The organism is Rhizobium fabae (assembly GCF_003985135.1).
Classification (GTDB): domain Bacteria; phylum Pseudomonadota; class Alphaproteobacteria; order Rhizobiales; family Rhizobiaceae; genus Rhizobium; species Rhizobium pisi.
This window is the reverse complement of the sequence record NZ_ML133645.1, coordinates 379515-399212: the sequence shown is the minus strand read 5'-3', so window position 1 is coordinate 399212 and position 19698 is coordinate 379515. Positions and strand designations below refer to the sequence as shown.

Here is a 19698-nt window from a genome sequence, read left to right as displayed (position 1 = left end):
CCGGCTTTCTGCCCGTTTCAACCATTAGGACCGATATCATGGCCTTCCTTGCCGATGCTCTTTCCCGTGTGAAGCCTTCAGCCACCATCGCCGTTTCCCAGAAAGCGCGCGAGCTGAAAGCAAAAGGACGCGACGTCATCGGCCTCGGCGCGGGTGAGCCGGATTTCGATACGCCCGACAATATCAAGAAGGCCGCCATCGACGCGATCAACCGCGGCGAAACGAAGTACACGCCGGTTTCCGGCATCCCTGAGCTGCGCAAGGCGATCGCCGCCAAGTTCAAGCGCGAGAACGGCCTCGACTATTCCTGGGAACAGACGATCGTCGGCACCGGCGGCAAGCAGATCCTGTTCAACGCCTTCATGGCGACGCTGAACCCCGGCGACGAAGTTGTCATCCCTGCGCCCTACTGGGTTTCCTACCCCGAGATGGTGGCGCTGTGCGGCGGCACGCCGGTTTTCGTTTCGGCCACCCAGGAGCATAACTTCAAGCTCCAGCCGGCCGATCTCGAAAAGGCGATCACGCCGAAGACCAAGTGGTTCGTCTTCAACTCGCCGTCCAACCCGACGGGTGCTGCCTATACGCACGCCGAGCTGAAGGCGCTGACCGACGTGCTGATGAAGCATCCGCATGTCTGGGTGCTGACGGATGATATGTACGAGCACCTGACCTACGGCGACTTCAAGTTCGCCACGCCCGTCGAAGTCGAGCCGCAGCTCTACGACCGCACGCTGACGATGAACGGCGTCTCCAAGGCCTATGCGATGACCGGCTGGCGTATCGGCTATGCGGCAGGCCCGCTCCAGCTCATCAAGGCGATGGACATGATCCAGGGACAGCAGACCTCGGGCGCGACGTCGATCGCCCAGTGGGCGGCTGTCGAAGCGCTGAACGGCACGCAGGACTTCATTCCTGAAAACAAGAAGATCTTCGAAGGTCGCCGCGATCTCGTCGTTTCCATGCTGAACCAGGCCAAGGGCATCGTCTGCCCGGTGCCGGAAGGCGCCTTCTACGTCTATCCGTCCTGCAAGGGCCTGATCGGCAAGACCGCGCCGTCGGGCAAGGTTATCGAGACGGACGAGGACTTCGTTTCCGAATTGCTGGAATCGGAAGGCGTCGCCGTCGTTCACGGCTCGGCCTTCGGCCTCGGCCCGAACTTCCGCATCTCCTATGCGACGTCGGAAGAGCTTCTCGAGGAAGCCTGCCGCCGCATCCAGCGCTTCTGCGGCGCCTGCAAGTAAGCGTGGGGTAACATCAATCGAAGGCCCGCCGGCGACGGCGGGCCTTTTTGTTTGCGCGGCGTTGACGATGTGGCTGCATGTGGCTACATTTGAGGCCATGAAGACCGTTTCGATGCGCGATGCGAAGAACCGCCTGACCGAGCTTGCCCGCGAGGTCGAGGCAGGCGAGACCGTCGTCGTCACGCGGAACGGCCGGCCGGTGTTCGATCTCGTGCCGCATCAGAAGCGTGGCGGTTTGAATCTGGAGGCCGGCGAAGCCTATCTTCGTTCCAAGGGTATAACGAGAACGGAGATGTATATCGCCGACGACTTCGACGATCCTTTGCCGGAAGATTTCCTTCTCAAGCCATTGCCGTGACCATGCGCGTACTGCTCGACACGCATATGGTCATCGCAATCGTTCAGCGAAAGCTGAAGGACCGTTTTCCTGACGTCCAGCGAGTGCTTTTGGACGCGGCGACCGAAGGCTTCGTTAGCGTCGCCAGCCTTTGGGAAATCGCGATCAAGACACGACTCGGCAAATTGCAGCCGGGACTGGCCCTGGAGATCATTCCACCCTACCTGCAGGGGACCGGGCTGACGATCCTTTCCATCGATATCCCGCACGTCATCACCGCCGCCGACCCGGAGCCCGAGACGCGCGATCCTTTCGATCGCCTGCTGTTGGCCCAGTGCAAGATCGAGGGATTGCAGCTTGCGACGGTCGACCGGCTGCTCGTCGATCATCCGCTTGCATTGCGGCTATAAGTTCACATCCCGATTCAACAGGCTGAGCATTCGATTCCGCTTTGCCTCGCAAGTCATTGAAATCCGATTCAAAACGTGACGAGGAGCAGCGGTTCGGCGGGTGATCTGCGGTTGCGGGCGGACGTCAAACCAACTAGATATCCGGCATCAAGTTTAAGTCGCCGCTTCGGGAGGCCGGGTTTTGCAGCAGAGTGCCGTTATCGTATGTTCGGATGTCAACATGTTGCCGGCCGCCTGCTGCACCCTGCTTTCCGTCAAGCGCAACCTCGCAGTCTCTCCCGTGGAGTTCCTGCTTCTCGGCATCGACCTTGAGCCGAAGGAGATCGCCGAGGTCGAAAACTTTGCACGGGTGCACGACATGGCGATCAAGGTGCTGCCTTACAATACGCCGGATGCGGCGCGGCAGACGCGGGGGCGCTGGTCCATGGCGACGCTGGCGCGACTTTATATGGATCTGCATGTGCCCGCTCATGTCGAGCGTCTGCTTTATCTCGACGCCGACGTGCTCGCTGTGGCGCCGCTTGACGAACTCTTCACAAGGGATCTGCAAGGAAAGGCGCTCGCCGCAGTCGACGATTACATCATGGCCTTTCCCGAAAAATCCGGCGCACGGCAGCGCAAGATCGGCATGCGCGAGGGCGGCCGTTACTTCAATGCCGGCGTGCTGCTGTTCGATTGGTCGGCCTGCCGGGCGAGGGAGCTTTTCGCCAGGACGCGGGAGACATTCGAAGAGCGGTCGCATCTTTTCCAGTATAACGACCAGGATGTGCTGAACGTCACTTTCGACGGCGACTGGCTGGTGCTCGATCTGCGCTTCAACACGCAGACGGGGCTCCTGCCTTTCGTCGGCCGCCCGGCAATCCTCCATTTCACCGGAAGACGGAAACCATGGCAGGCGACCGTTCCCTGGGTGCACCGCCGAATGGCCAGGCGTTACGTCGAGGATCTCCGCGATACGCCATGGGCCTCCTTCTGCAAGCAGCCGTCGATGACACGCCGCATCGGTGGTTTCTTCACGTATCTGGGAAAGCGGATCAGCGGGCGGACGCGGTTTGCCCAGACACGCGCCTATTTCGGCAACAGCTAGCGCAGCGGGCAGAGCGCATCATCCTTGGAAAGTGCATGTGAGCCGATATGGAAGCAATCCCCAGCAACACGCAGACCTTCAACTTCCTGACGCCGGATGCGTGGAAGGCGCTGCTGTCGCGCTATTCCCATATCGTGCTGGTGGCAAATAGCGAGGCGGTCGATTTCGAGCGGCTACGCAGCGAATTGCCGGAAACCGCGCTCTACGTCTTCTTCAACAAGGTCTACAAGGTGCTCGACGAACCGTTCGTCGGCAATGCCGTGCTGGTCGCCCGCAGCGGTGTGATGGGCGCCAATATCGTGCACAGGCGCGAAGTGACGGATGTCCTGCGTTTCTTTGGCGGCGACGATTTCCTGGGAATCGTCAACGTTCGCGTCGCCGCGGAGGAAAATTTCAGCGAGGAGAGCCACTTCGAAGGCGCCAAAACGCGTCACCTTGATCTGACGCAAATACTCGGCGATCTCTATCCGGTAGGCAGGATCGCGACGAGCGGCTTTGCGCTGGCATTGTGGCTCGCCGACCTGCAACTGCCGGGCAAGATCGTGCTTGCCGGTTTTTCGGCAAAGAGGAGCGAGAAGTGGAAGGTCTTCGACGTGCACGACTGGACGTTCGAGCAGATCTTCCTGCGTCTCTTTGCCAGGATGGGCACGATCTCGATGATGGGCGGCGTCGATGCCAGCCCTTATTCGGCGCTTGCCAAACGGTTTCCACACGTGCCGCCGGTCGAGATTGCGATGACGGCGGCCGAAGTCTTATCGGAGCGGCTCGACAATGCGAACGGCCAGATCGACAGGCTCATGTCCGTCACCAAATCCATCCGCGCCATCGAGAATTTCTTTCGGCGCTTCAAGCCGAAAACCCGAAAGCAGCGGTTCCTCGAAAAGTCCAAGGAATGACTGTCGCAGGCCCTCGCCGACAGGCGCGGGCTGCCAAGAATGCTGTTTCGAAGATCGGTTCAACTCTTTATAACGCTCACGACCGTGGGCCATCGAGGTAGAAAATGGAACAACAGACCGTCCGGATTTTCGTGGGATTCGATTCCAAGGAAGTCGTCGCCTATCACGTCCTCGCCCAGAGCATCATCGAGAAGTCGTCCATCCCGGTCGAGTTCTCGCCGATCGTGCTTTCCAATCTCGGCGGGCTCTTCACCCGCGAGCGCAATGCGCTGCAATCGACGGAGTTCTCCTTCTCGCGCTTCCTGACGCCCTATCTCAGCGGCTATCAGGGCTGGAGCATCTTCATGGATTGCGACATGCTGATGCGCACTGACATCGCCGAGCTTTGGGCTCTGCGCGACGATCGCTACGCCGCCATGTGCGTCAAGCACGACTACCAGCCGAAGATCGAGACGAAGTTCCTCGGCCAGACGCAGACCAAATATGAAAAGAAGAACTGGTCGAGCTTCATCCTGTTTAACAATGACAAATGCCGGGCGTTGACGCCTGACTTCGTCAATACGGCGACCGGTCTGCAACTGCATCAGTTCAAGTGGCTTGAAAATGACGACCTGATCGGCGAATTGCCGGTGACCTGGAACTATCTCGTTAACGAATACGACTATCGCGAAGACGCCAGGAACGTCCATTTCACCGATGGCGGACCGTATTTCGACGAATACAAGAACGACGACTATGCCGAAGAGTGGTTCGCCGCCCGCGAACGCATGCTCTTCGTCCAGCAGCGCGCCTAAGCAGCCTGCTCTTCCACTCCCTTCCCCGTTGGGAAGGGAAGCCCTCAAAGCCCCAGCGCCATCAGCATGACGAAGGTGGTGAAGAGGATGAAATGCGTCATGCCATCATGATGGCAAGGGCGGCGGCAATCAGCGCGCCGCCGCGCCGCATCTCCATTACCGCGTGTTCAAAGAGATAGGCGATCGTCGCAACGACACGTGCGGCGAGCAGAAGCTTTTCCTCTTTAAAGCGCGACGCGATCCTCAACCCCCAGCTCCGATCCCGATTTATGTCCTTTATCTAAGTCACTGATTTTGCGTGTGGAGCAAGTCACGGTCCGGTCCTATTTGCAGTCTTCGGCGTTTAATGGAATACTGCACGCCATCGGGGCCGGAAAGCAGATCGCGGCGTCCTCGAATTCTTGTAAAGCGGCCGCGATGATCCGGACCCTGTCCGGAAGCGTGCGAATGCGCAACAAGAAGATGAGGAGTCGGATGCATGATCAAGGTGGTCTACGAAGTCGTGCCGCATGACGGCGGCTGGGCCTACAGGCTGGGAGGCGTCTATTCCGAGGCATTCCCGACCCATGCCGAGGCGCTCGAAGCTGCGCGCATCGTTGCGGACGAACAGCAGGTCGGCGGCGATTCCGCCGAGATCAGTTGGCAGGACGAGAACGGCAAATGGCATGAGGAATATGCCGAAGGTGGCGACCGGCCGGAAACCGAAGTGGTGGACGGCCTGTGGCAGAATCGCGGGGCCGGGGCCTCACAAAGCGTCTGACGCCAAAGCGCGGCGCGATCTTTCAGCTTCGCCTGCCACGCTTCTGGTCGTCGGTTTTCCGCATGTCCCCGTGGCAAAACCGCTGCACGCTTTGCTCGATATGCTTTAGCCATTGCCCGCCAATGCTCGCGCGACGATCGCGTCGACGAATTCGCGCTTCTCCGCGGTGTAGCGATCGCCGTCCATCCGGAATTCAACTGCCAGCCTGCGCTTGAGCGCGGCATAATCGGCCGCCGCCTGCGGATGCGCGATGAGATAATCCCGGAAAGCCAGCCTGTTTCGATGCGTGCCGTTGCCGGCCGGGCAAAGGTAGACCCGTTCCGCCGGCTCGGCGCCTCTCGATAAAAACGCCCAGACCTCGTCGTCATAACGGTTGCCGCGCGGCTCGTAGTCTTGCGAGAGAAGCACATGTGTCGCCTCCTCGATGTGCCCGAGGCCGGGAAGAACGATGTCGATATCGATGAGCGGCTTGGCCGCCATTCCCGGTATGGAGGTGCTGCCGATGTGGTCGATGGAGCGCGCGTTCGGCAGCAAGGCTAGCAGCCTGGCGCGGATGTGCCGGAAGGCCTGCGGCCATTGCGGATCGTAGCTCACAAGTTCAACCGGCTTTTGCATCGTCATCTCCACCCCAGCGGGTGGGATTAGCGCATGATTCTTGCCGGATATCGATTCCGTTTTTTGCGTCAGGTGCCTGTGGAATAGCGATGGTAGTCCTGGAGACCCTTGACCAGCGCGTCGAAGGTGACGCGGCAGCGCGGGGAGGTTTTCAGGCTCTCATGCATCGCCACCCATGTGCCAAGGGGGATGTTGAACGCCTCGGGCAGGATATGAATGAGATCGGGGTTTTCCCGCGCAAGCCCGGTCTGGCAGATGCCGATGCCGACGCCGGCGCGGATGGCGGAAAGCTGGGCGAGATTGCTGTCGGAACGAAAGGCGAAATTGATGTCAGGCATGGAATAGCGGCTGATCATCAGGCGGATGTAGGCCGTTTGCCGGTCGAAGCCGATGAGGTGGTGCCTTGCAAGATCGGCAAGGGTCTCCGGCAAGCCATTGCGCTCGACATAGCGACGATGGGCGTGGAAGCCGAGCGGAAGATCGCCGATCCGACGCACGACGAGCGCATCCTGCCGGGGCTCAGCCATGCGCACGGCGATATCGGCTTCACGATTGAGAAGGTCCTCGATCGCATCGGACGCCGACAGTTCGATCTGGAGATCCGGATAGGTCTCCTGCAGCGGCCCGAGGATGCGCGGCAGGATCTCGACGCCGACGATCTCGCTGGCGCTGACCCTGACCGTGCCCGCCACGCTCTCGCGCTGGCCGGATGCCGTCCGCAAAAGTGCTGCTGTGGTTGCGGCGAGCGTTTCGGCATAGGGCTTCAGTGCCAGTGCGGTGTCGGTCGGCAGCAGGCCGTTCGGCGAGCGGGTGAAGAGTTCGACGCCAATTGCTTCTTCCAGCGCGTCGACATGGCGGCCTATGGTCGGCTGGGTCAATCCGAGTTCGCGGGCGGCGGCCGAAAGCGAACCTTGCTGCAGCACGGTCAGAAAACTGCGGTAGAAATCCCAACTCAACTCGCTCATATATTTTTGTATATCAGGCGCACTTATTTAGTCAATTTTGTTTATCTCGCACAGATGGCATCATGCCTTCATTCAATCGAAGGAGATGATCATGAGCAGTGACATGAATAAGACGGCACTCGTTCTCGGAGCCACCGGCGGTATCGGCGGGGCGGTTGCCCGCAAGCTTGTCGAGCGCGGTTGGCAAATCCGGGCGCTGAACCGCAATGCCGCCAAGGCATCGCGAAGCCAGCCGGCATTCGAATGGGTGCAGGGCGATGCCATGAATTCAGGTGACGTGCTGAAGGCGGCGGAGGGCGCCAGCCTGATCGTCCACGCCGTCAACCCGCCCGGCTATCGCGACTGGGAAAAGCTGGTGCTGCCGATGCTCGACAATACCATCGCGGCAGCCCGAAGCGTGGGTGCCCGCATCGTGCTGCCCGGCACAGTCTATAATTTCGGTCCCGATGTCCTCCCGATGCCGACGGAGGAAAGTGCCCAGTATCCGGTGACCAAGAAGGGGGCGATCCGCGTCGAGATGGAGAAGCGGTTGAAGGCAGCGTCGCAGTCCGGCGTCGGCGTCATCATTGTTCGCGCCGGCGATTTCTTCGGTCCAGGCACGACATCAAACAGTTGGTTCTCATCGGCCATGGTTACACCGGGCAAGCCGGTCGCCGCGATCAAGAACCCGGCACGACGCGGCATCGGTCATCAGTGGGCCTATCTGCCCGACGTGGCCGAAACCATGGTCCAGTTGATCGCGCGGGCCGATCGACTGCCGCCCTTCGCCGTCTATCATATGGAGGGCTTCTGGGATGCTGACGGCATGCAGATGGCCGAAGCGATCAAGCGCGTGGCCGGCGGCAAGGCCAAGATCGTCGGCTTCCCCTGGTGGATCGTGCCGCTTGCCGCGCCCTTTATGCCGATCATGCGGGAGATCAAGGAGATGCGCTATCTCTGGAAGGTGCCGCTCAGGATGCAAAACAGCAAGTTGACGGCCGAACTCGGCAAGGAGCCGCACACGCCGATCGACGAGGCGGTGAGGGCCTCGCTTGTGGCGCTCGGCTGCCTGCCGGAGCCGCATCAAGGCGCGGCATCGACTTTCATCGGGCATTCGCTGAAGGATGCGGGTTAGTTATCAAGCTCGGCAAGCGCGATCCGGGCCACCGTCAGGGCTTTCTCTGCCTGCTCGATGTTCGGGTCGCCAAGAAACCAAGCGGCGGAAAGGCCGGAATAGGCCGCGATCCATTGCAGCAGCCGCTTCGGCTCGAGCCCGGCCTCCGCCGAGACGACGGCGAGCTGGCGCCGGAAGCGAGCCGGATCGGTGATCGTCGGCAACTCCTCATTGGCGAAGATGTTGGCGAAATCGAAGCCGCGCTCGCCGTGGAGCCGCTTCGGATCGATCGCCAGCCAGCCACGCGCCTCGAAATCGAGGATGTTTTCGTGATGAATATCGCCGTGGAGGACGGCGAGGTCGCGCGGATCGGCAAGGAGGGCGTTGGCGATCGCCGAGCAGTCGGCAAGCGTGCCGCCGTGTTTGGCGGCGGCCGGTTCGAGATCGCGGAACCAGCGGCTGAGGGGCACGGGATCGGGAAGCGGTTTTTCACGCGGCGCATGCAGCCGTGCGGCAGTGCGGCACAGGATGCGGCTTGCTTCATCGTCCTCACCGTCCATCGCCATGGTAAGCAGCGAGCGTTTTCCCATCGCTCTTTCCAACAGCACGGCGTCGTCCTCACGGGCGTAGACATGGGCTGCGCCGTCACCATCCCACCATTGCATCAGCAGCGCGCCATATCGTTCGTCGATATCGGCAGCCACCTTCAACATGGCAGGCTTACCCTGCCAGAGGACCGGCAGCAGGTGGCTCGAATGGGTTATGATAGGCTCGCCGTCTGAGATGAGCGACCAGCGATGGAGATGGGAATCAAACATGGCGGCACACTACAAAGCTGCATCGAAAATGGAAATCCCGCCTTTCGGCGGGAATTCTCGGTTCGTATCCTGAAGGTTCAGGCAACCTTTTCGAGGGTGGGATAGTCGATATAGCCCTTGGCGGTGCCGCCGTAGAAGGTCGACTGGTCGGGCGTGTTGAGCGGCAGCTTCTTTGCCAGCCGTTCGGCGAGATCGGGATTGGCGATGAAGGGCTTGCCGAAGGCGACGAGATCGGCACGGCCGCTTTCGACGGCGTCGACCGCCAGATCGCGATCGTAGCCGTTGTTGACCATCCAACTGGCCTTGCCGCCGGCCTTTTCATAAGCTTGGCGCAGCGCCTTGTAGTCGAAGGAAGGGTTGTCGCCTTGTCGATAATCACGATCGCCGCCGGTCTGGCCTTCGATGACGTGGAGATAGGCGAGGTCGTATCGGGCCAGGCCTTCGACGACATGGGTGAAGGTCGCCTGCGGATTGGAATCATAGCTTTCGCCTGATGGTGTCACCGGCGAGATGCGGATTGCGGTGCGGCCCGCGCCGATTTCCTTCACGACCGCGTCGACGACTTCGAAGGTCAGGCGGGTGCGGTTTTCGATCGAGCCGCCATACTGGTCGGTGCGGTCGTTGACGCCGTCGCGGATGAACTGATCGAGCAGGTAGCCGTTGGCGCCGTGGATCTCGACACCGTCAAAGCCGGCATCGATCGCCGCACGGGCAGCCTTGCGGTAATCCTCGATGAGGCCGGGGATTTCGGCGGTTTCGAGCGCACGCGGCTCGGAGGTGTCGGCAAAGCTGCCGGTGCCGTCGGCGTTGACCAGATAGGTCTTGGCCTTGGCGACGCGGTTGGTCGAGGAGACCGGCTTGGCGTCGTTCGGCTGCAGCGTCGTGTGCGAGATACGGCCGACATGCCACATCTGCACGACGATCCTGCCGCCGCCAGCGTGAACGGCGTCGGTCACGCGCTTCCAGCCATCGAGAGCCTCTTTGGTGTAGAGGCCGGGCACGTTGGCGTAACCCTGGCCCTGATGGGTGATCGCGGTCGCTTCGGTGATGATCAGGCCGGCAGAGGCGCGCTGGCGGTAATATTCGACGTTGAGGTCGTTCGGAATCGCGCCCGGCGAGCGGTTGCGGGTGAGCGGCGCCATGACGATGCGGTTTCTGACTGTGATGTCGCCAACCTTGGCGGGGTCGAAAAGCTTGGCCATGATAGTCCTTTCTTTTGCGGGAGGATCACTCGGCAGGGGCAAGGGCGGCCCGGTCCCTGGCGGAGAGATAGGTGAGCGCCGTCGCGCCGAGGCCGATCAGGGCCATCAGGGCTGCAGCGAGCGGAACGCGGGTGAGATCGAAGCCGGCGTCGATGACCAGGCCACCCGCCCAGGCGCCCAGCGCATTGCCGGTGTTGAAGGCGCCGATGTTGATCGTCGAGACGAGGTTCGGGGCATCCTTGCCGAAGCCGACGACGCCGACCTGAAGCGCGGGCACGGCGGCAAAGCTTGCCAGTGCCCAGAGGAAGAGGGTGATTTCAGCCGGTATCAAGAAGCGGCTCGTATAGCTGAAGGCGATCGAGGTGACGGCGATCGCCACGAAGACGCCGGCAAGCGTCGCGCCGAGCCGCCAGTCGGCAAGCTTGCCGCCGACGAGGTTGCCGACGGTCAGCCCGAGGCCGATCAGGAACAGCGTCCAGGTGACGCCTTCCGGCGAAACGCCGGTCACATCGCGCAGGAGCGGTGCGATATAGGTGAAGAGGGTAAACATCGAGGCGGCGAAGAAGACGGTGGTGGAGAGCGCCAGCCACAGTCCGCCATTTCTGAGCGCGGCGATCTCGCGCAGGATGCTGCCGTTTTCCTGTTGCCTGACCTTCGGCAGGACGGCGATCAGGCCCGATATGGTGACGATGCCGATGATCGTGACGACACCGAAGGTGGCGCGCCAGCCATAGGCCTGGCCGATGGCGGTGCCGAGCGGCACGCCGAGGACATTGGCGAGCGTCAGTCCGGTGAACATCAGCGCGACGGCGCGGGCCTTGCGGTCTTCCGCGACGAGGCCGGCGGCGACGACCGAGCCGATGCCGAAGAAGGCGCCGTGGCAGAGCGCGGTGACGATGCGCGCAATCATCAGCACCCAGTAGTCGCTCGCGAGAGCGCAAAGCAGATTGCCGGCGATGAAGAAGGCCATTAGCGCGATCAGCGCGGTGCGGCGTTTCAGCTTCGCGGTCAAAACGGCCATCACGGGTGCGCCGATGGCGACTGCCAGCGCGTAACCAGTGACCAGCCAGCCGGCCTCAGGGATGGTCACCTGGAGATCGGCGGCGACCTCCGGCAGCAGGCCCATGATGACGAATTCGGCGGTGCCTATCGCAAAGGAGCTCAAGGCAAGAACGAGAAGGGAAAGCGGCATGTCATAGATCCTGTGTCAGCTGCTTCAGGAAAGCGGCGATCGTTTCTTCGTTGCGCTTGTAGAAAATCCACTGGCCGACGCGTTTGGTGGTGACGAGGCCGGCGCGGTGCAGCGTTCCCAAATGAGCAGAGACCGTCGACTGCGACAGGCCGCAGCGTTCGAACTGGCTGGCGCAGACACCCATTTCGAAAGGATGCTCCTGCGAGGGGAAGTGTTCTTCAGGATTTTTCAGCCAGCTCAGAATGTCCATCCGCGCGGGATGGGCGAGGGCTTTGATGATTTCGTCTTTATCCATCGTCATTCGCCGAACTATAAATCGTATTTAGCCGATATATGGATCGACAGATGTCGATATGCAAATCACGGAGATGTGAGGCGGCGGGTTTTGTTGAGTGAGCAAATTTTAGGCAAAAAAAGAGGGCCGCTGGAAAACCAGGGCCCTTATAATTGTGAAGGTCAAAAACCTCCAGAGGGGAACAGCTAATGCGGTGGTACTGGGAGAGAAACCACAAAATGCATCAGCTGGAATGGATATGGTGCTTCCTTGTGCAGGTTTCAATGCTTTTTTGTGCATGTCTGCTATGCGCCGCACAATTTTTTTGCGATGCGGCATTTATCGAGGAGGCAAGGCAAAAAAAGAGGGCCACTGGAAAACCAGGGCCCTTATAAGTGTGAAGGTCAAAAACCTCCAGAGGGGAACAGCTAATGCGGTGGAACTGGGAGGAAAAGCCACCATGTGCATCAGCTATGTGCGATATGGTCGTTTAATGGGCAAACAACAACCCTTTTTTGTGCATGCCAGTCATGCGCCTTCTGCATAGTTGCAATTTATTCCATAAAACCGGGATCAAAAGTTCCAGTTTCTGGCCTTGCTGACGATGAAATCGCGGAAAGCCTTCAACTTGGCGGCGTTCTTGATTTCGTCGGGATAGCAGAAATAAGTGTCGAAAGAGGGGACGTCGGCATTGATAGCCAGCTGAATCAGCCCCGGGTCGCGGCCGACGATGTAATCCGGCAGGCAGGCGACGCCGATGCCGAGCAGGCAGGCCCGCTTGATCGAGGTCTGGCTGTTGATCTGCAGATGCGGGATGCGCTTGTTGTCGGACGAGCGACCGGCGACCTCAAGCCAGTTGACGTCGAGCAGGTAGCTCGGTGCCGGCTCGCCGAAGGTGATGATGCGGTGATTGTCGAGATCCTCGATCTTCTGCGGCTCGCCGTGGCGGTTGATATAGGAAGGCGCCGCATAGACGTGCATGTGCACGGTGAAGAGCTTGCGCTGGATGAGATCGGACTGCTGAGGCTGGCGCAGGCGGATCGCGCAGTCGGCATGGCGCATGTTCACATCCACTTCCTCGTTGTCGAGGATGAGCTGGATCTGCACATCGGGATAGAGCTGCAGGAATTCCTGGATCTTGTCGGTCAGCCAGCCCTGGCCGAGGCCGACGGTCGTCGTGACGCGCAGCTTGCCGGACGGCGTCTCGGTCGTCTCGGTGAGCTGCATCTTCACGGTTTCGAGCTTCAGCAGCACGTCATGGGCAGTGCGGTAAAGCAGTTCGCCCTGTTCCGTCAGGATCAGGCCGCGCGCATGGCGGTGAAACAGCTTGGTGCCGACATCCTGCTCCAGCGCGCTTACCTGGCGGCTGATGGCGGATTGGGACAGATGCAGTTTATCCGCCGCATGCGTGAACGAACCCGCCTCGGCCGCTGCGTGAAAAATACGCAGCTTGTCCCAATCCAATGGCATTCCCCCGCCTCTCATGCCGGTCTTACTCCGCGGCCACGGCGACGGGCATGTGGCCCGTCAGGTATCGTTCGGCTTCAAGCGCTGCCATGCATCCCATGCCGGCGGCGGTGATTGCCTGGCGGAACGTATCGTCCGTGACGTCGCCGGCGGCATAGACCCCCTCCAGGCTGGTCGCGGTCGAATCGGGCGCCGTCCAGAGATAGCCATTGTCCTTCAGCTTCAATCTGTCCTTGAAAAGCTCGGTTGCCGGGGCATGGCCGATCGCGACGAAGACGCCGTCGATCGCCATTTCCGTGATGGCGCCCGTGCGGGTGTCGCGCAAGCGCGCGCCGGATACGGATTGCGGCATCGGGGGCTTGGCCGGCGTACCGGTGATTTCGGCCACCTCGGTGTTCCATAGCACCTTGACGTTTTCCTTGGAGAACAGACGTTCCTGCAGGATCTTCTCGGCCCGGAAGAAATCGCGACGATGCACCAGTGTGACCGATTTGGCGATATTGGAGAGATAGAGAGCCTCCTCGACGGCGCTGTTGCCGCCGCCGACCACGATCACGTCCTTGTTGCGATAGAAGAAACCGTCACAGGTGGCGCAGGCCGAAACACCAAAGCCCTGGAAATGCTGTTCGCTCTCGATGCCGAGCCACTTGGCTTTGGCGCCCGTGGCGATGATCAGCGTATCTGCCGTCCAGACTTGGCCGCTGTCGGTGCGGGCGACGAAGGGGCGCTGGTTCATGTCGACTTCGGTCACGAGGTCGTTGACGATCTCAGCGCCGACGTGTTTCGCCTGCTGCAGCATCTGCTCCATCAGCCAGGGACCCTGGATCGGATCGGCAAAGCCCGGATAATTCTCGACGTCGGTGGTAATCATCAACTGGCCGCCCTGTTCGAGACCGGCGATCAGAACCGGTTTCAGCATGGCGCGCGCGGCATAGACCGCGGCGGTATAGCCGGCGGGTCCGGAACCGATGATGAGCACCTTCGTGTGGCGGGCAGGCATGTCATTTCCTTTCGACTGGCAGGAGAGCGGCGGCTAGGTGGCGATTGCGGCCGTTTCGCGGTCCATGCGCCATTTATGAACGTCCAATGCTATTATTCAAGGGCAGCCTTGCATTACCAACAAGGCAAATCTTCCTGTTGTGCAAGAATCCGTCATCACAGTGAAACTTTCTTGCGTATTCCGCGGCTTTATATAGAAGCTCGCCGCGGAGAATTAAAGAAAGGCAATGATGTGGGGCGGACGGAACTCGACGTCATCGACATAAAGATCCTCCGGGAGCTGCAAGCCGACGGCCGCATGACCAACGTGGAGCTTGCCGACCGGGTCGGCATCTCGGCGCCGCCGTGCCTGCGCCGGGTGCGCAAGCTCGAGGAAGCGGGGGTCATCGAGGGCTATCATGCGATGCTGAACAGCCCGAAGCTCGGCTTCGACCTCGTCGCCTTCTGCATGGTCGGCCTCAAGCACCAGTCGGAAGGCAACCTCAAGGCCTTTGCCGCCGCCACCACCGAATGGCCGCTGGTGCGCCAAGCCTGGATGGTCTCGGGCGACAGCGATTTCCTGCTGCATTGCGTGGCGGAAAACCTCACGAGCTTCCAGGATTTCGTCATCGAGGTGCTGACGGCGAACGAGCACGTCGATACGGTGCGCACCATGCTGACGATCCGGCAGGTGAAAAAGCTGGGACTGGTAGAAGTCTGAACGGCTTCGGACCTTGATCGCCGCTACTTGCGCGAGGCATAGCCGCCGCGGTTGATGCCGTGGCGCTGGAGCTTGTCGTAGAAGGTCTTCCTGGGAATGCCGAGCGCCTCGATGGTGCGGCGCACGTCGCCGTCATTGGCCGACAGAGCGTCGCGAATGATCTCCGCCTCATAGCGTTCCAGCCGTTCGGGAAGCGTGCCGCCTGTCGCGAGTTGAGGAACTGTTGCCGTTCCCCCGCCTTCCACGCCGAGCACCACCCGTTCGGCATAGTGGGAAAGCTCGCGGACATTGCCCGGCCAGGCATGGGCGGCAAGATGGCGGCGAACATTTTCTGAAAGCTGCGGGACATCGCGGCGGAAGCGCTCGGCGGCGCGAGCGGCGAAATGGGAAAACAGCAGCGGAATATCGTCGCGGCGTTCTCTCAGCGGCGGAATGGAGATCGTCACGACGTTCAGCCGGTAATAGAGATCCTCGCGAAAATCGCCGCGCACATCGGGATCTCCGAGGTCGATCTTGGCAGCAGCGACGACGCGCAGATCGACCGGGCGCACCTCGTTGGTGCCGAGCGGCGTGATTTCACGCATTTCCAGCACCCTCAGCATCTTAACCTGCGTGGCGACGGGCATGCTCTCGATCTCGTCGAGGAAAAGCGTGCCGCCGCTTGCGTGTTCGATGCGGCCTGTACGGCGCTTCTGGGCACCGGTAAAGGCGCCGGCCTCGTGGCCGAAGAGCTCGCTTTCGATGACGGTTTCGGGGAGCGCCCCGCAGTTCAGCGCCACGAAATTACCCTTCCGGCGCCGGCTCCACTGGTGCAGGATCTGGGCGACGACTTCCTTGCCGCTGCCGGTTTCGCCGGCGACTAGCACGTCCACATCGGTATCAGCGATGTGGCGAAGAATGTTTCTCAGGTTTTCCATGACCGGCGTCTGGCCGATCAGGGGCAAGGTTTCCTGCGCATTTTCGGCCGCCCTGCGCAACATGCGATTTTCCAGAACGAGCCGTCGTTTTTCGCTCGCGCGGCGCACGCTTTGGACGAGCCGGTCGGCGGCGAAGGGTTTGGCGATGAAATCATAGGCGCCGTCCTGGATGGCCTGGACGGCCATGGGAATATCGCCGTGGCCGGTCATCAAAATCACCGGCAGGTCTGCATCCATGCCCTTGAGCGTGGCGAAGAACTGCAGCCCATCGATTTCGGGCATGCGGATATCGGTGACGACGGGGCCGGCAAAATCCGCAGGCAGGTCCGCCAGCGCGGCTTTCGCGCCGTCATAGGCTGAAACGGAAAAGCCGGCGAGTTCGAGCGTCTGGGCGGTGGCGCGGCGCAAATCCTTGTCGTCGTCGATCAGCGCAACGGGGCTTAGTGTGTCCATGATCTCAAGCCCTCCGGAGATGAACGATGAACCGGGTTCCCTTGTCGTCGCTGTCGACCTCCATCCGGCCGCCGTAATCGCCGACGATATCCTTGGAGATGACGAGCCCGAGCCCCAGGCCCTTTTCCTTTGATGTGTTGAACGGCGTGAACAGGCCTTTGCGGATATCAGGCGAAATGCCGGGGCCGTTGTCGGCGACCGTCAGGGTCACCGTCTCCGCATCGACCGAGGTCCGGACCTCGACGCGGCCGAGGTCGGCTTTCGGGGCGACAGCCTCCAGCGCATTCTGAAGCAGGTTGATGAGCACCTGTTCGAGGCGGATCCTGTTTCCCATGACCTGCAGGTCGGCAGGCGGCAGGTCGATATCAAGCGTGTCCATGCGCCCGGCAAAGCGGCTGCGGAGCAGCATCACGGCCCCCTCGATGACGTCCTTCAAGCCGGTCGGCTCGGCACTACCGCGGCCCTTGCGGGCAAAGGTCTTTAGTTCCTCGGTGATCGCGCCGATACGCTCCGTCAGCGTCGCGATATTCTCGAGGTTTTCGCCGGCGGGCGCGGTCTGGCCGCGGTCGAGGAAGGTGCGGGCGTTGTCCGCATAGGCGCGAATGGTCGCGACCGGCTGGTTGATCTCGTGGGCGACGCCGGCGGCCACCTGACCGAGGATCGCCAGGCGGTTCGCCTGCACCAGATCCTGCTGCACCGCCTGCAGCTTCTGCTCCGTGCTCCTGTGACCGACGATTTCGGCTTGCAGCCGGTCGCGCGCCTGGCTGAGATCGAGCGTCCGCTCGGTCACGCGCCGTTCCAGTTCCTCGCGCGCCTGCTGCTCCCTTGATATCCTGAGGGTGACCGCCTGTCGCCGGCGCAGCAGGAAGGCGGCTGCGGCGAGCAGCGGCAGGAGTGTGAGGAGCGCCAGCATGCGGGCTTCGCGAATTCCGGCATCGACGGCGGGGCCGAGCGCCACCAGGTGCTGCAAACGCCATCCCGTCTCGGGAACCGGCGTGCCGACATCGAGAAACCTGGTCTTTCCGGCGCCGCCCGGCATGACGATCTCGACGACGTCGAGCCTGTCGCCGAGGTTTCGGACGGTATCGAGCGGCAGAGGCTGAAGCGGCGCATCGCCGAACTGCAGACTTTCGCGGATCGCGGTCAACCGGTCCCCGGCGATCCGGCCGATCGTCATGAACCGCCATGACGGAATGCTGGTGATAAGGACGATGCCGCGATCGTCGACGACATAGGAAGGGGCGTCGGTGGCGTTCCAATCCGCCTCGACGTCGTCGAATTCCACCTTGACCACGACGACGCCGAGGAGGCCGTTGCTGCCGGATATTCGCTCCGAGATATAAAGGCCGGGTTTCTTGCTGACGGTGCCGAGGGCGAAATGCTCGGCCTGTCCTTGGGCGACGGCGCCCTGAAAATATTCCCGGAAGCGATAGTCATTGCCGACGAAACTGGTCGGCTCGCGCCAGTTGCTGGCCGAAACGGCCATGCCGTCCTTGTCGATAACATAGATGACGGCGGCTTTCGTGCCCGCCGCCAGCATTTCCAGCTTCTGGCTGAGCCGCTCGAAGGCGCCGGCATCGCCTCCGGCGAGTGCTGTGGCGAGTGCGTTGTCCTGTGACAGCACGAAGGGAAGGGCCCGGTATTTTTCAAGGACGGTGCGCAGCAGCGCGGCATTCAGCCTTGCATCCATGCGGGCCTGTTCCTCGAGGGCGGCCTCTGCCCGGCGCCGGCCGATCTCGCCGCTCGCCCAGAGGCTTGCCACGACGGCAAGGAGCGCGACGACCGCATAGGCCCACCACATCCGACGGATGCGATGGTGCAGGGGCAGGGCGGGCCACAGCGACGATACGGATAAGGACATGGGGGAATTTGTGCACTTTTCTGCACTGGATGCAAATGGATTTGTGCGGATTTCCGCATTTCCTAACGATGCATTGATAGGTGCGAAAATTTTTATTTAATCAAATCAAGTTGTTATGGCGGTGCTGCGAAACTGGCACGGCGGTTGCGAAGGAGGTGGTAACAACGGCTGAGCTGTTGGAGTGAAGCGAACGGCTCGGGAGGCCGGAGTTCGTTCCGGACGAGCCTTTAGGAGGACATCATGATCGCAGCACCATTGCATGCAGTCGCAGACAGCAAGGGCAAGAAGCCCTTTTACGCGCATCTTTACGTTCAGGTTCTCGTGGCAATCGCCGCGGGTATCGTTCTCGGCCATTTTTATCCCGACCTCGGCACGCAGCTGAAGCCGCTCGGCGATGCCTTCATCAAGCTCGTCAAGATGGTGATCGCGCCGGTCATCTTCCTGACGGTCGCAACCGGCATCGCCGGCATGAGCGACCTGAAGAAAGTCGGCCGCGTCGCAGGCAAGGCGATGCTGTACTTCCTGACCTTCTCGACGCTGGCTCTCATCATCGGCATGATCGTCGCCAATGTCGTCCAGCCCGGCGCCGGCATGAACATCGATCCGGCTTCGCTCGACCCGAAGACCGTCGCCACCTTTGCCGAGAAGGCGCATGAACAGAGCATCGTCGGCTTCCTCAGCAATATCATCCCGACGACGATCGTCGGCGCCTTTGCCGATGGCGACATTCTGCAGGTGCTTTTCTTCTCGGTGCTCTTCGGCATCGCGCTCGCCATGGTCGGCGAAAAGGGCGAGCAGGTCGTCAATTTCCTCAATGCCCTGACGGCTCCGGTCTTCAAGCTCGTCGCCATCCTGATGAAGGCCGCCCCGATCGGCGCCTTCGGCGCCATGGCCTTCACCATCGGCAAATACGGCATCGGATCGATCGCCAACCTCGCCATGCTGATCGGCACCTTCTATCTCACCTCGTTGCTCTTTGTCCTCGTCGTGCTCGGCGCCGTTGCCCGCTATAACGGCTTCTCGATCCTGGCGCTGCTGCGTTACATCAAGGAAGAGCTGCTGCTGGTCCTCGGAACCTCGTCTTCGGAGGCAGCACTTCCGGGACTGATGAACAAGATGGAAAAGGCCGGCTGCAAGCGCTCGGTGGTCGGTCTCGTCATCCCCACAGGCTATTCCTTCAACCTCGACGGCACCAATATCTACATGACGCTGGCGGCCCTGTTCATTGCCCAGGCAACCGGCATCCATCTCTCCTGGGGTGACCAGATCCTGCTGCTTCTCGTGGCGATGCTGAGCTCCAAGGGTGCCGCCGGTATCACCGGCGCCGGCTTCATCACGCTTGCCGCGACGCTCTCCGTCGTGCCCTCCGTGCCGGTCGCCGGCATGGCGCTCATCCTCGGCATCGACCGCTTCATGTCGGAATGCCGGGCGCTGACGAACCTCGTCGGCAATGCGGTCGCGACAATCGTCGTGGCGCGCTGGGAAAAGGAACTCGACACCGTGCAGCTTGCCGCGGCGCTGGGCGGCCAGATTGACGAGACGTCGGCTGCCGGGCTCCAGCCCGCCGAATAATCAGCCCGTTTGTTGGCAATCCCGAGAGCGGCCCGTTATCCGACG

At 61.3% G+C, this 19698-nt stretch carries 22 protein-coding genes; 11 read left to right on the top strand and 11 right to left on the bottom strand.

The window, feature by feature from the left end; translation table 11 throughout:
- Positions 1-38: 38 nt before the first annotated feature.
- The 6 genes from EFB14_RS02055 to EFB14_RS02030 all read left to right on the top strand — a co-directional run bounded on the left by EFB14_RS02055 (position 39) and on the right by EFB14_RS02030 (position 4765).
- Complete coding sequence (locus EFB14_RS02055; RefSeq protein WP_125843439.1) at positions 39-1241, top strand: pyridoxal phosphate-dependent aminotransferase; 1203 nt, start codon at positions 39-41, stop codon at positions 1239-1241.
- Positions 1242-1338: 97 nt separating this feature from the next.
- Positions 1339-1599, top strand: a complete 261-nt coding sequence (locus EFB14_RS02050; RefSeq protein WP_126822264.1) for a type II toxin-antitoxin system Phd/YefM family antitoxin — start codon at positions 1339-1341, stop codon at positions 1597-1599.
- 2 nt (positions 1600-1601) lie between these two features.
- On the top strand, positions 1602-1988 hold the full coding sequence (locus EFB14_RS02045; RefSeq protein WP_126822611.1) for a type II toxin-antitoxin system VapC family toxin: 387 nt from the start codon (positions 1602-1604) through the stop codon (positions 1986-1988).
- A 181-nt stretch (positions 1989-2169) separates the two neighbouring features.
- A complete protein-coding gene (locus tag EFB14_RS02040; RefSeq protein WP_126822262.1) occupies positions 2170-3075 on the top strand; it encodes a glycosyltransferase family 8 protein in 906 nt (301 codons plus the stop codon).
- 47 nt (positions 3076-3122) lie between these two features.
- Positions 3123-3971 carry a 3-deoxy-manno-octulosonate cytidylyltransferase gene (locus EFB14_RS02035; protein ID WP_126822260.1) on the top strand — a complete coding sequence of 283 codons (849 nt, stop codon included), beginning with the start codon at positions 3123-3125 and terminating at the stop codon, positions 3969-3971.
- A gap of 104 nt (positions 3972-4075) precedes the next feature.
- Positions 4076-4765: a glycosyltransferase family protein gene (locus EFB14_RS02030; protein WP_126822258.1), complete on the top strand. Its 690-nt coding sequence runs from the start codon at positions 4076-4078 to the stop codon at positions 4763-4765.
- 97 nt (positions 4766-4862) lie between these two features.
- On the opposite strand, the gene EFB14_RS02025 is transcribed toward EFB14_RS02030, so the two are convergent.
- Positions 4863-5012, bottom strand: a complete 150-nt coding sequence (locus EFB14_RS02025; protein ID WP_245438193.1) for a hypothetical protein — start codon at positions 5010-5012, stop codon at positions 4863-4865.
- A gap of 231 nt (positions 5013-5243) precedes the next feature.
- Between EFB14_RS02025 and EFB14_RS02020 the strand changes: the two genes are divergently transcribed.
- On the top strand, positions 5244-5525 hold the full coding sequence (locus tag EFB14_RS02020; protein ID WP_126822256.1) for a DUF2188 domain-containing protein: 282 nt from the start codon (positions 5244-5246) through the stop codon (positions 5523-5525).
- A 105-nt stretch (positions 5526-5630) separates the two neighbouring features.
- On the opposite strand, the gene EFB14_RS02015 is transcribed toward EFB14_RS02020, so the two are convergent.
- Both EFB14_RS02015 and EFB14_RS02010 read right to left on the bottom strand, forming a co-directional pair.
- The gene (locus tag EFB14_RS02015) at positions 5631-6146 is read right to left on the bottom strand and encodes a GrpB family protein (RefSeq protein ID WP_126822254.1); all 516 of its coding nucleotides are present in this window, start codon (positions 6144-6146) and stop codon (positions 5631-5633) included.
- A 62-nt stretch (positions 6147-6208) separates the two neighbouring features.
- On the bottom strand, positions 6209-7105 hold the full coding sequence (locus EFB14_RS02010) for a LysR family transcriptional regulator (protein WP_126822252.1): 897 nt from the start codon (positions 7103-7105) through the stop codon (positions 6209-6211).
- A 91-nt stretch (positions 7106-7196) separates the two neighbouring features.
- Here EFB14_RS02010 and EFB14_RS02005 point away from each other — a divergent pair, with 91 nt between their 5' ends.
- Entirely contained in the window at positions 7197-8219 is a 1023-nt protein-coding gene (locus EFB14_RS02005) for an NAD(P)H-binding protein (RefSeq protein WP_126822250.1), read from the top strand.
- Here the strand turns inward: EFB14_RS02005 and EFB14_RS02000 are convergent.
- The 4 genes from EFB14_RS02000 to EFB14_RS01985 all read right to left on the bottom strand — a co-directional run bounded on the left by EFB14_RS02000 (position 8216) and on the right by EFB14_RS01985 (position 11705).
- Complete coding sequence (locus EFB14_RS02000; RefSeq protein ID WP_126822248.1) at positions 8216-9016, bottom strand: aminoglycoside phosphotransferase family protein; 801 nt, start codon at positions 9014-9016, stop codon at positions 8216-8218. The two genes, EFB14_RS02005 and EFB14_RS02000, sit on opposite strands and share 4 nt — an antisense overlap.
- Before the next feature lie 77 nt (positions 9017-9093).
- A complete protein-coding gene (locus EFB14_RS01995) occupies positions 9094-10218 on the bottom strand; it encodes an alkene reductase (protein ID WP_126822247.1) in 1125 nt (374 codons plus the stop codon).
- 25 nt (positions 10219-10243) lie between these two features.
- Positions 10244-11410 carry an MFS transporter gene (locus tag EFB14_RS01990; protein WP_126822245.1) on the bottom strand — a complete coding sequence of 389 codons (1167 nt, stop codon included), beginning with the start codon at positions 11408-11410 and terminating at the stop codon, positions 10244-10246.
- Between the two features lies 1 nt (position 11411).
- Positions 11412-11705: an ArsR/SmtB family transcription factor gene (locus tag EFB14_RS01985; protein WP_125843450.1), complete on the bottom strand. Its 294-nt coding sequence runs from the start codon at positions 11703-11705 to the stop codon at positions 11412-11414.
- Positions 11706-11859: 154 nt separating this feature from the next.
- Between EFB14_RS01985 and EFB14_RS01980 the strand changes: the two genes are divergently transcribed.
- Positions 11860-12231 (top strand): hypothetical protein, encoded by a 372-nt coding sequence (locus tag EFB14_RS01980; protein WP_125843451.1) that lies wholly within the window; start codon positions 11860-11862, stop codon positions 12229-12231.
- Positions 12232-12257: 26 nt separating this feature from the next.
- Here EFB14_RS01980 and EFB14_RS01975 read toward each other — a convergent pair whose 3' ends face one another.
- Both EFB14_RS01975 and trxB read right to left on the bottom strand, forming a co-directional pair.
- Entirely contained in the window at positions 12258-13154 is an 897-nt protein-coding gene (locus EFB14_RS01975; RefSeq protein WP_004671024.1) for a LysR family transcriptional regulator VtlR, read from the bottom strand.
- 22 nt (positions 13155-13176) lie between these two features.
- On the bottom strand, positions 13177-14151 hold the full coding sequence (gene trxB / locus EFB14_RS01970; protein ID WP_125843452.1) for a thioredoxin-disulfide reductase: 975 nt from the start codon (positions 14149-14151) through the stop codon (positions 13177-13179).
- Between the two features lie 231 nt (positions 14152-14382).
- Between trxB and EFB14_RS01965 the strand changes: the two genes are divergently transcribed.
- Positions 14383-14850, top strand: coding sequence for an Lrp/AsnC family transcriptional regulator (locus tag EFB14_RS01965; protein WP_125843453.1), 468 nt, complete (start codon positions 14383-14385; stop codon positions 14848-14850).
- 23 nt (positions 14851-14873) lie between these two features.
- Here EFB14_RS01965 and EFB14_RS01960 read toward each other — a convergent pair whose 3' ends face one another.
- Both EFB14_RS01960 and EFB14_RS01955 read right to left on the bottom strand, forming a co-directional pair.
- Entirely contained in the window at positions 14874-16220 is a 1347-nt protein-coding gene (locus EFB14_RS01960) for a sigma-54-dependent transcriptional regulator (protein WP_126822243.1), read from the bottom strand.
- 4 nt (positions 16221-16224) lie between these two features.
- Positions 16225-18081 carry a sensor histidine kinase gene (locus EFB14_RS01955; protein WP_126822241.1) on the bottom strand — a complete coding sequence of 619 codons (1857 nt, stop codon included), beginning with the start codon at positions 18079-18081 and terminating at the stop codon, positions 16225-16227.
- 240 nt (positions 18082-18321) lie between these two features.
- Here EFB14_RS01955 and EFB14_RS01950 point away from each other — a divergent pair, with 240 nt between their 5' ends.
- Complete coding sequence (locus tag EFB14_RS01950) at positions 18322-19653, top strand: dicarboxylate/amino acid:cation symporter (RefSeq protein WP_126822239.1); 1332 nt, start codon at positions 18322-18324, stop codon at positions 19651-19653.
- Positions 19654-19698 lie beyond the last annotated feature (45 nt).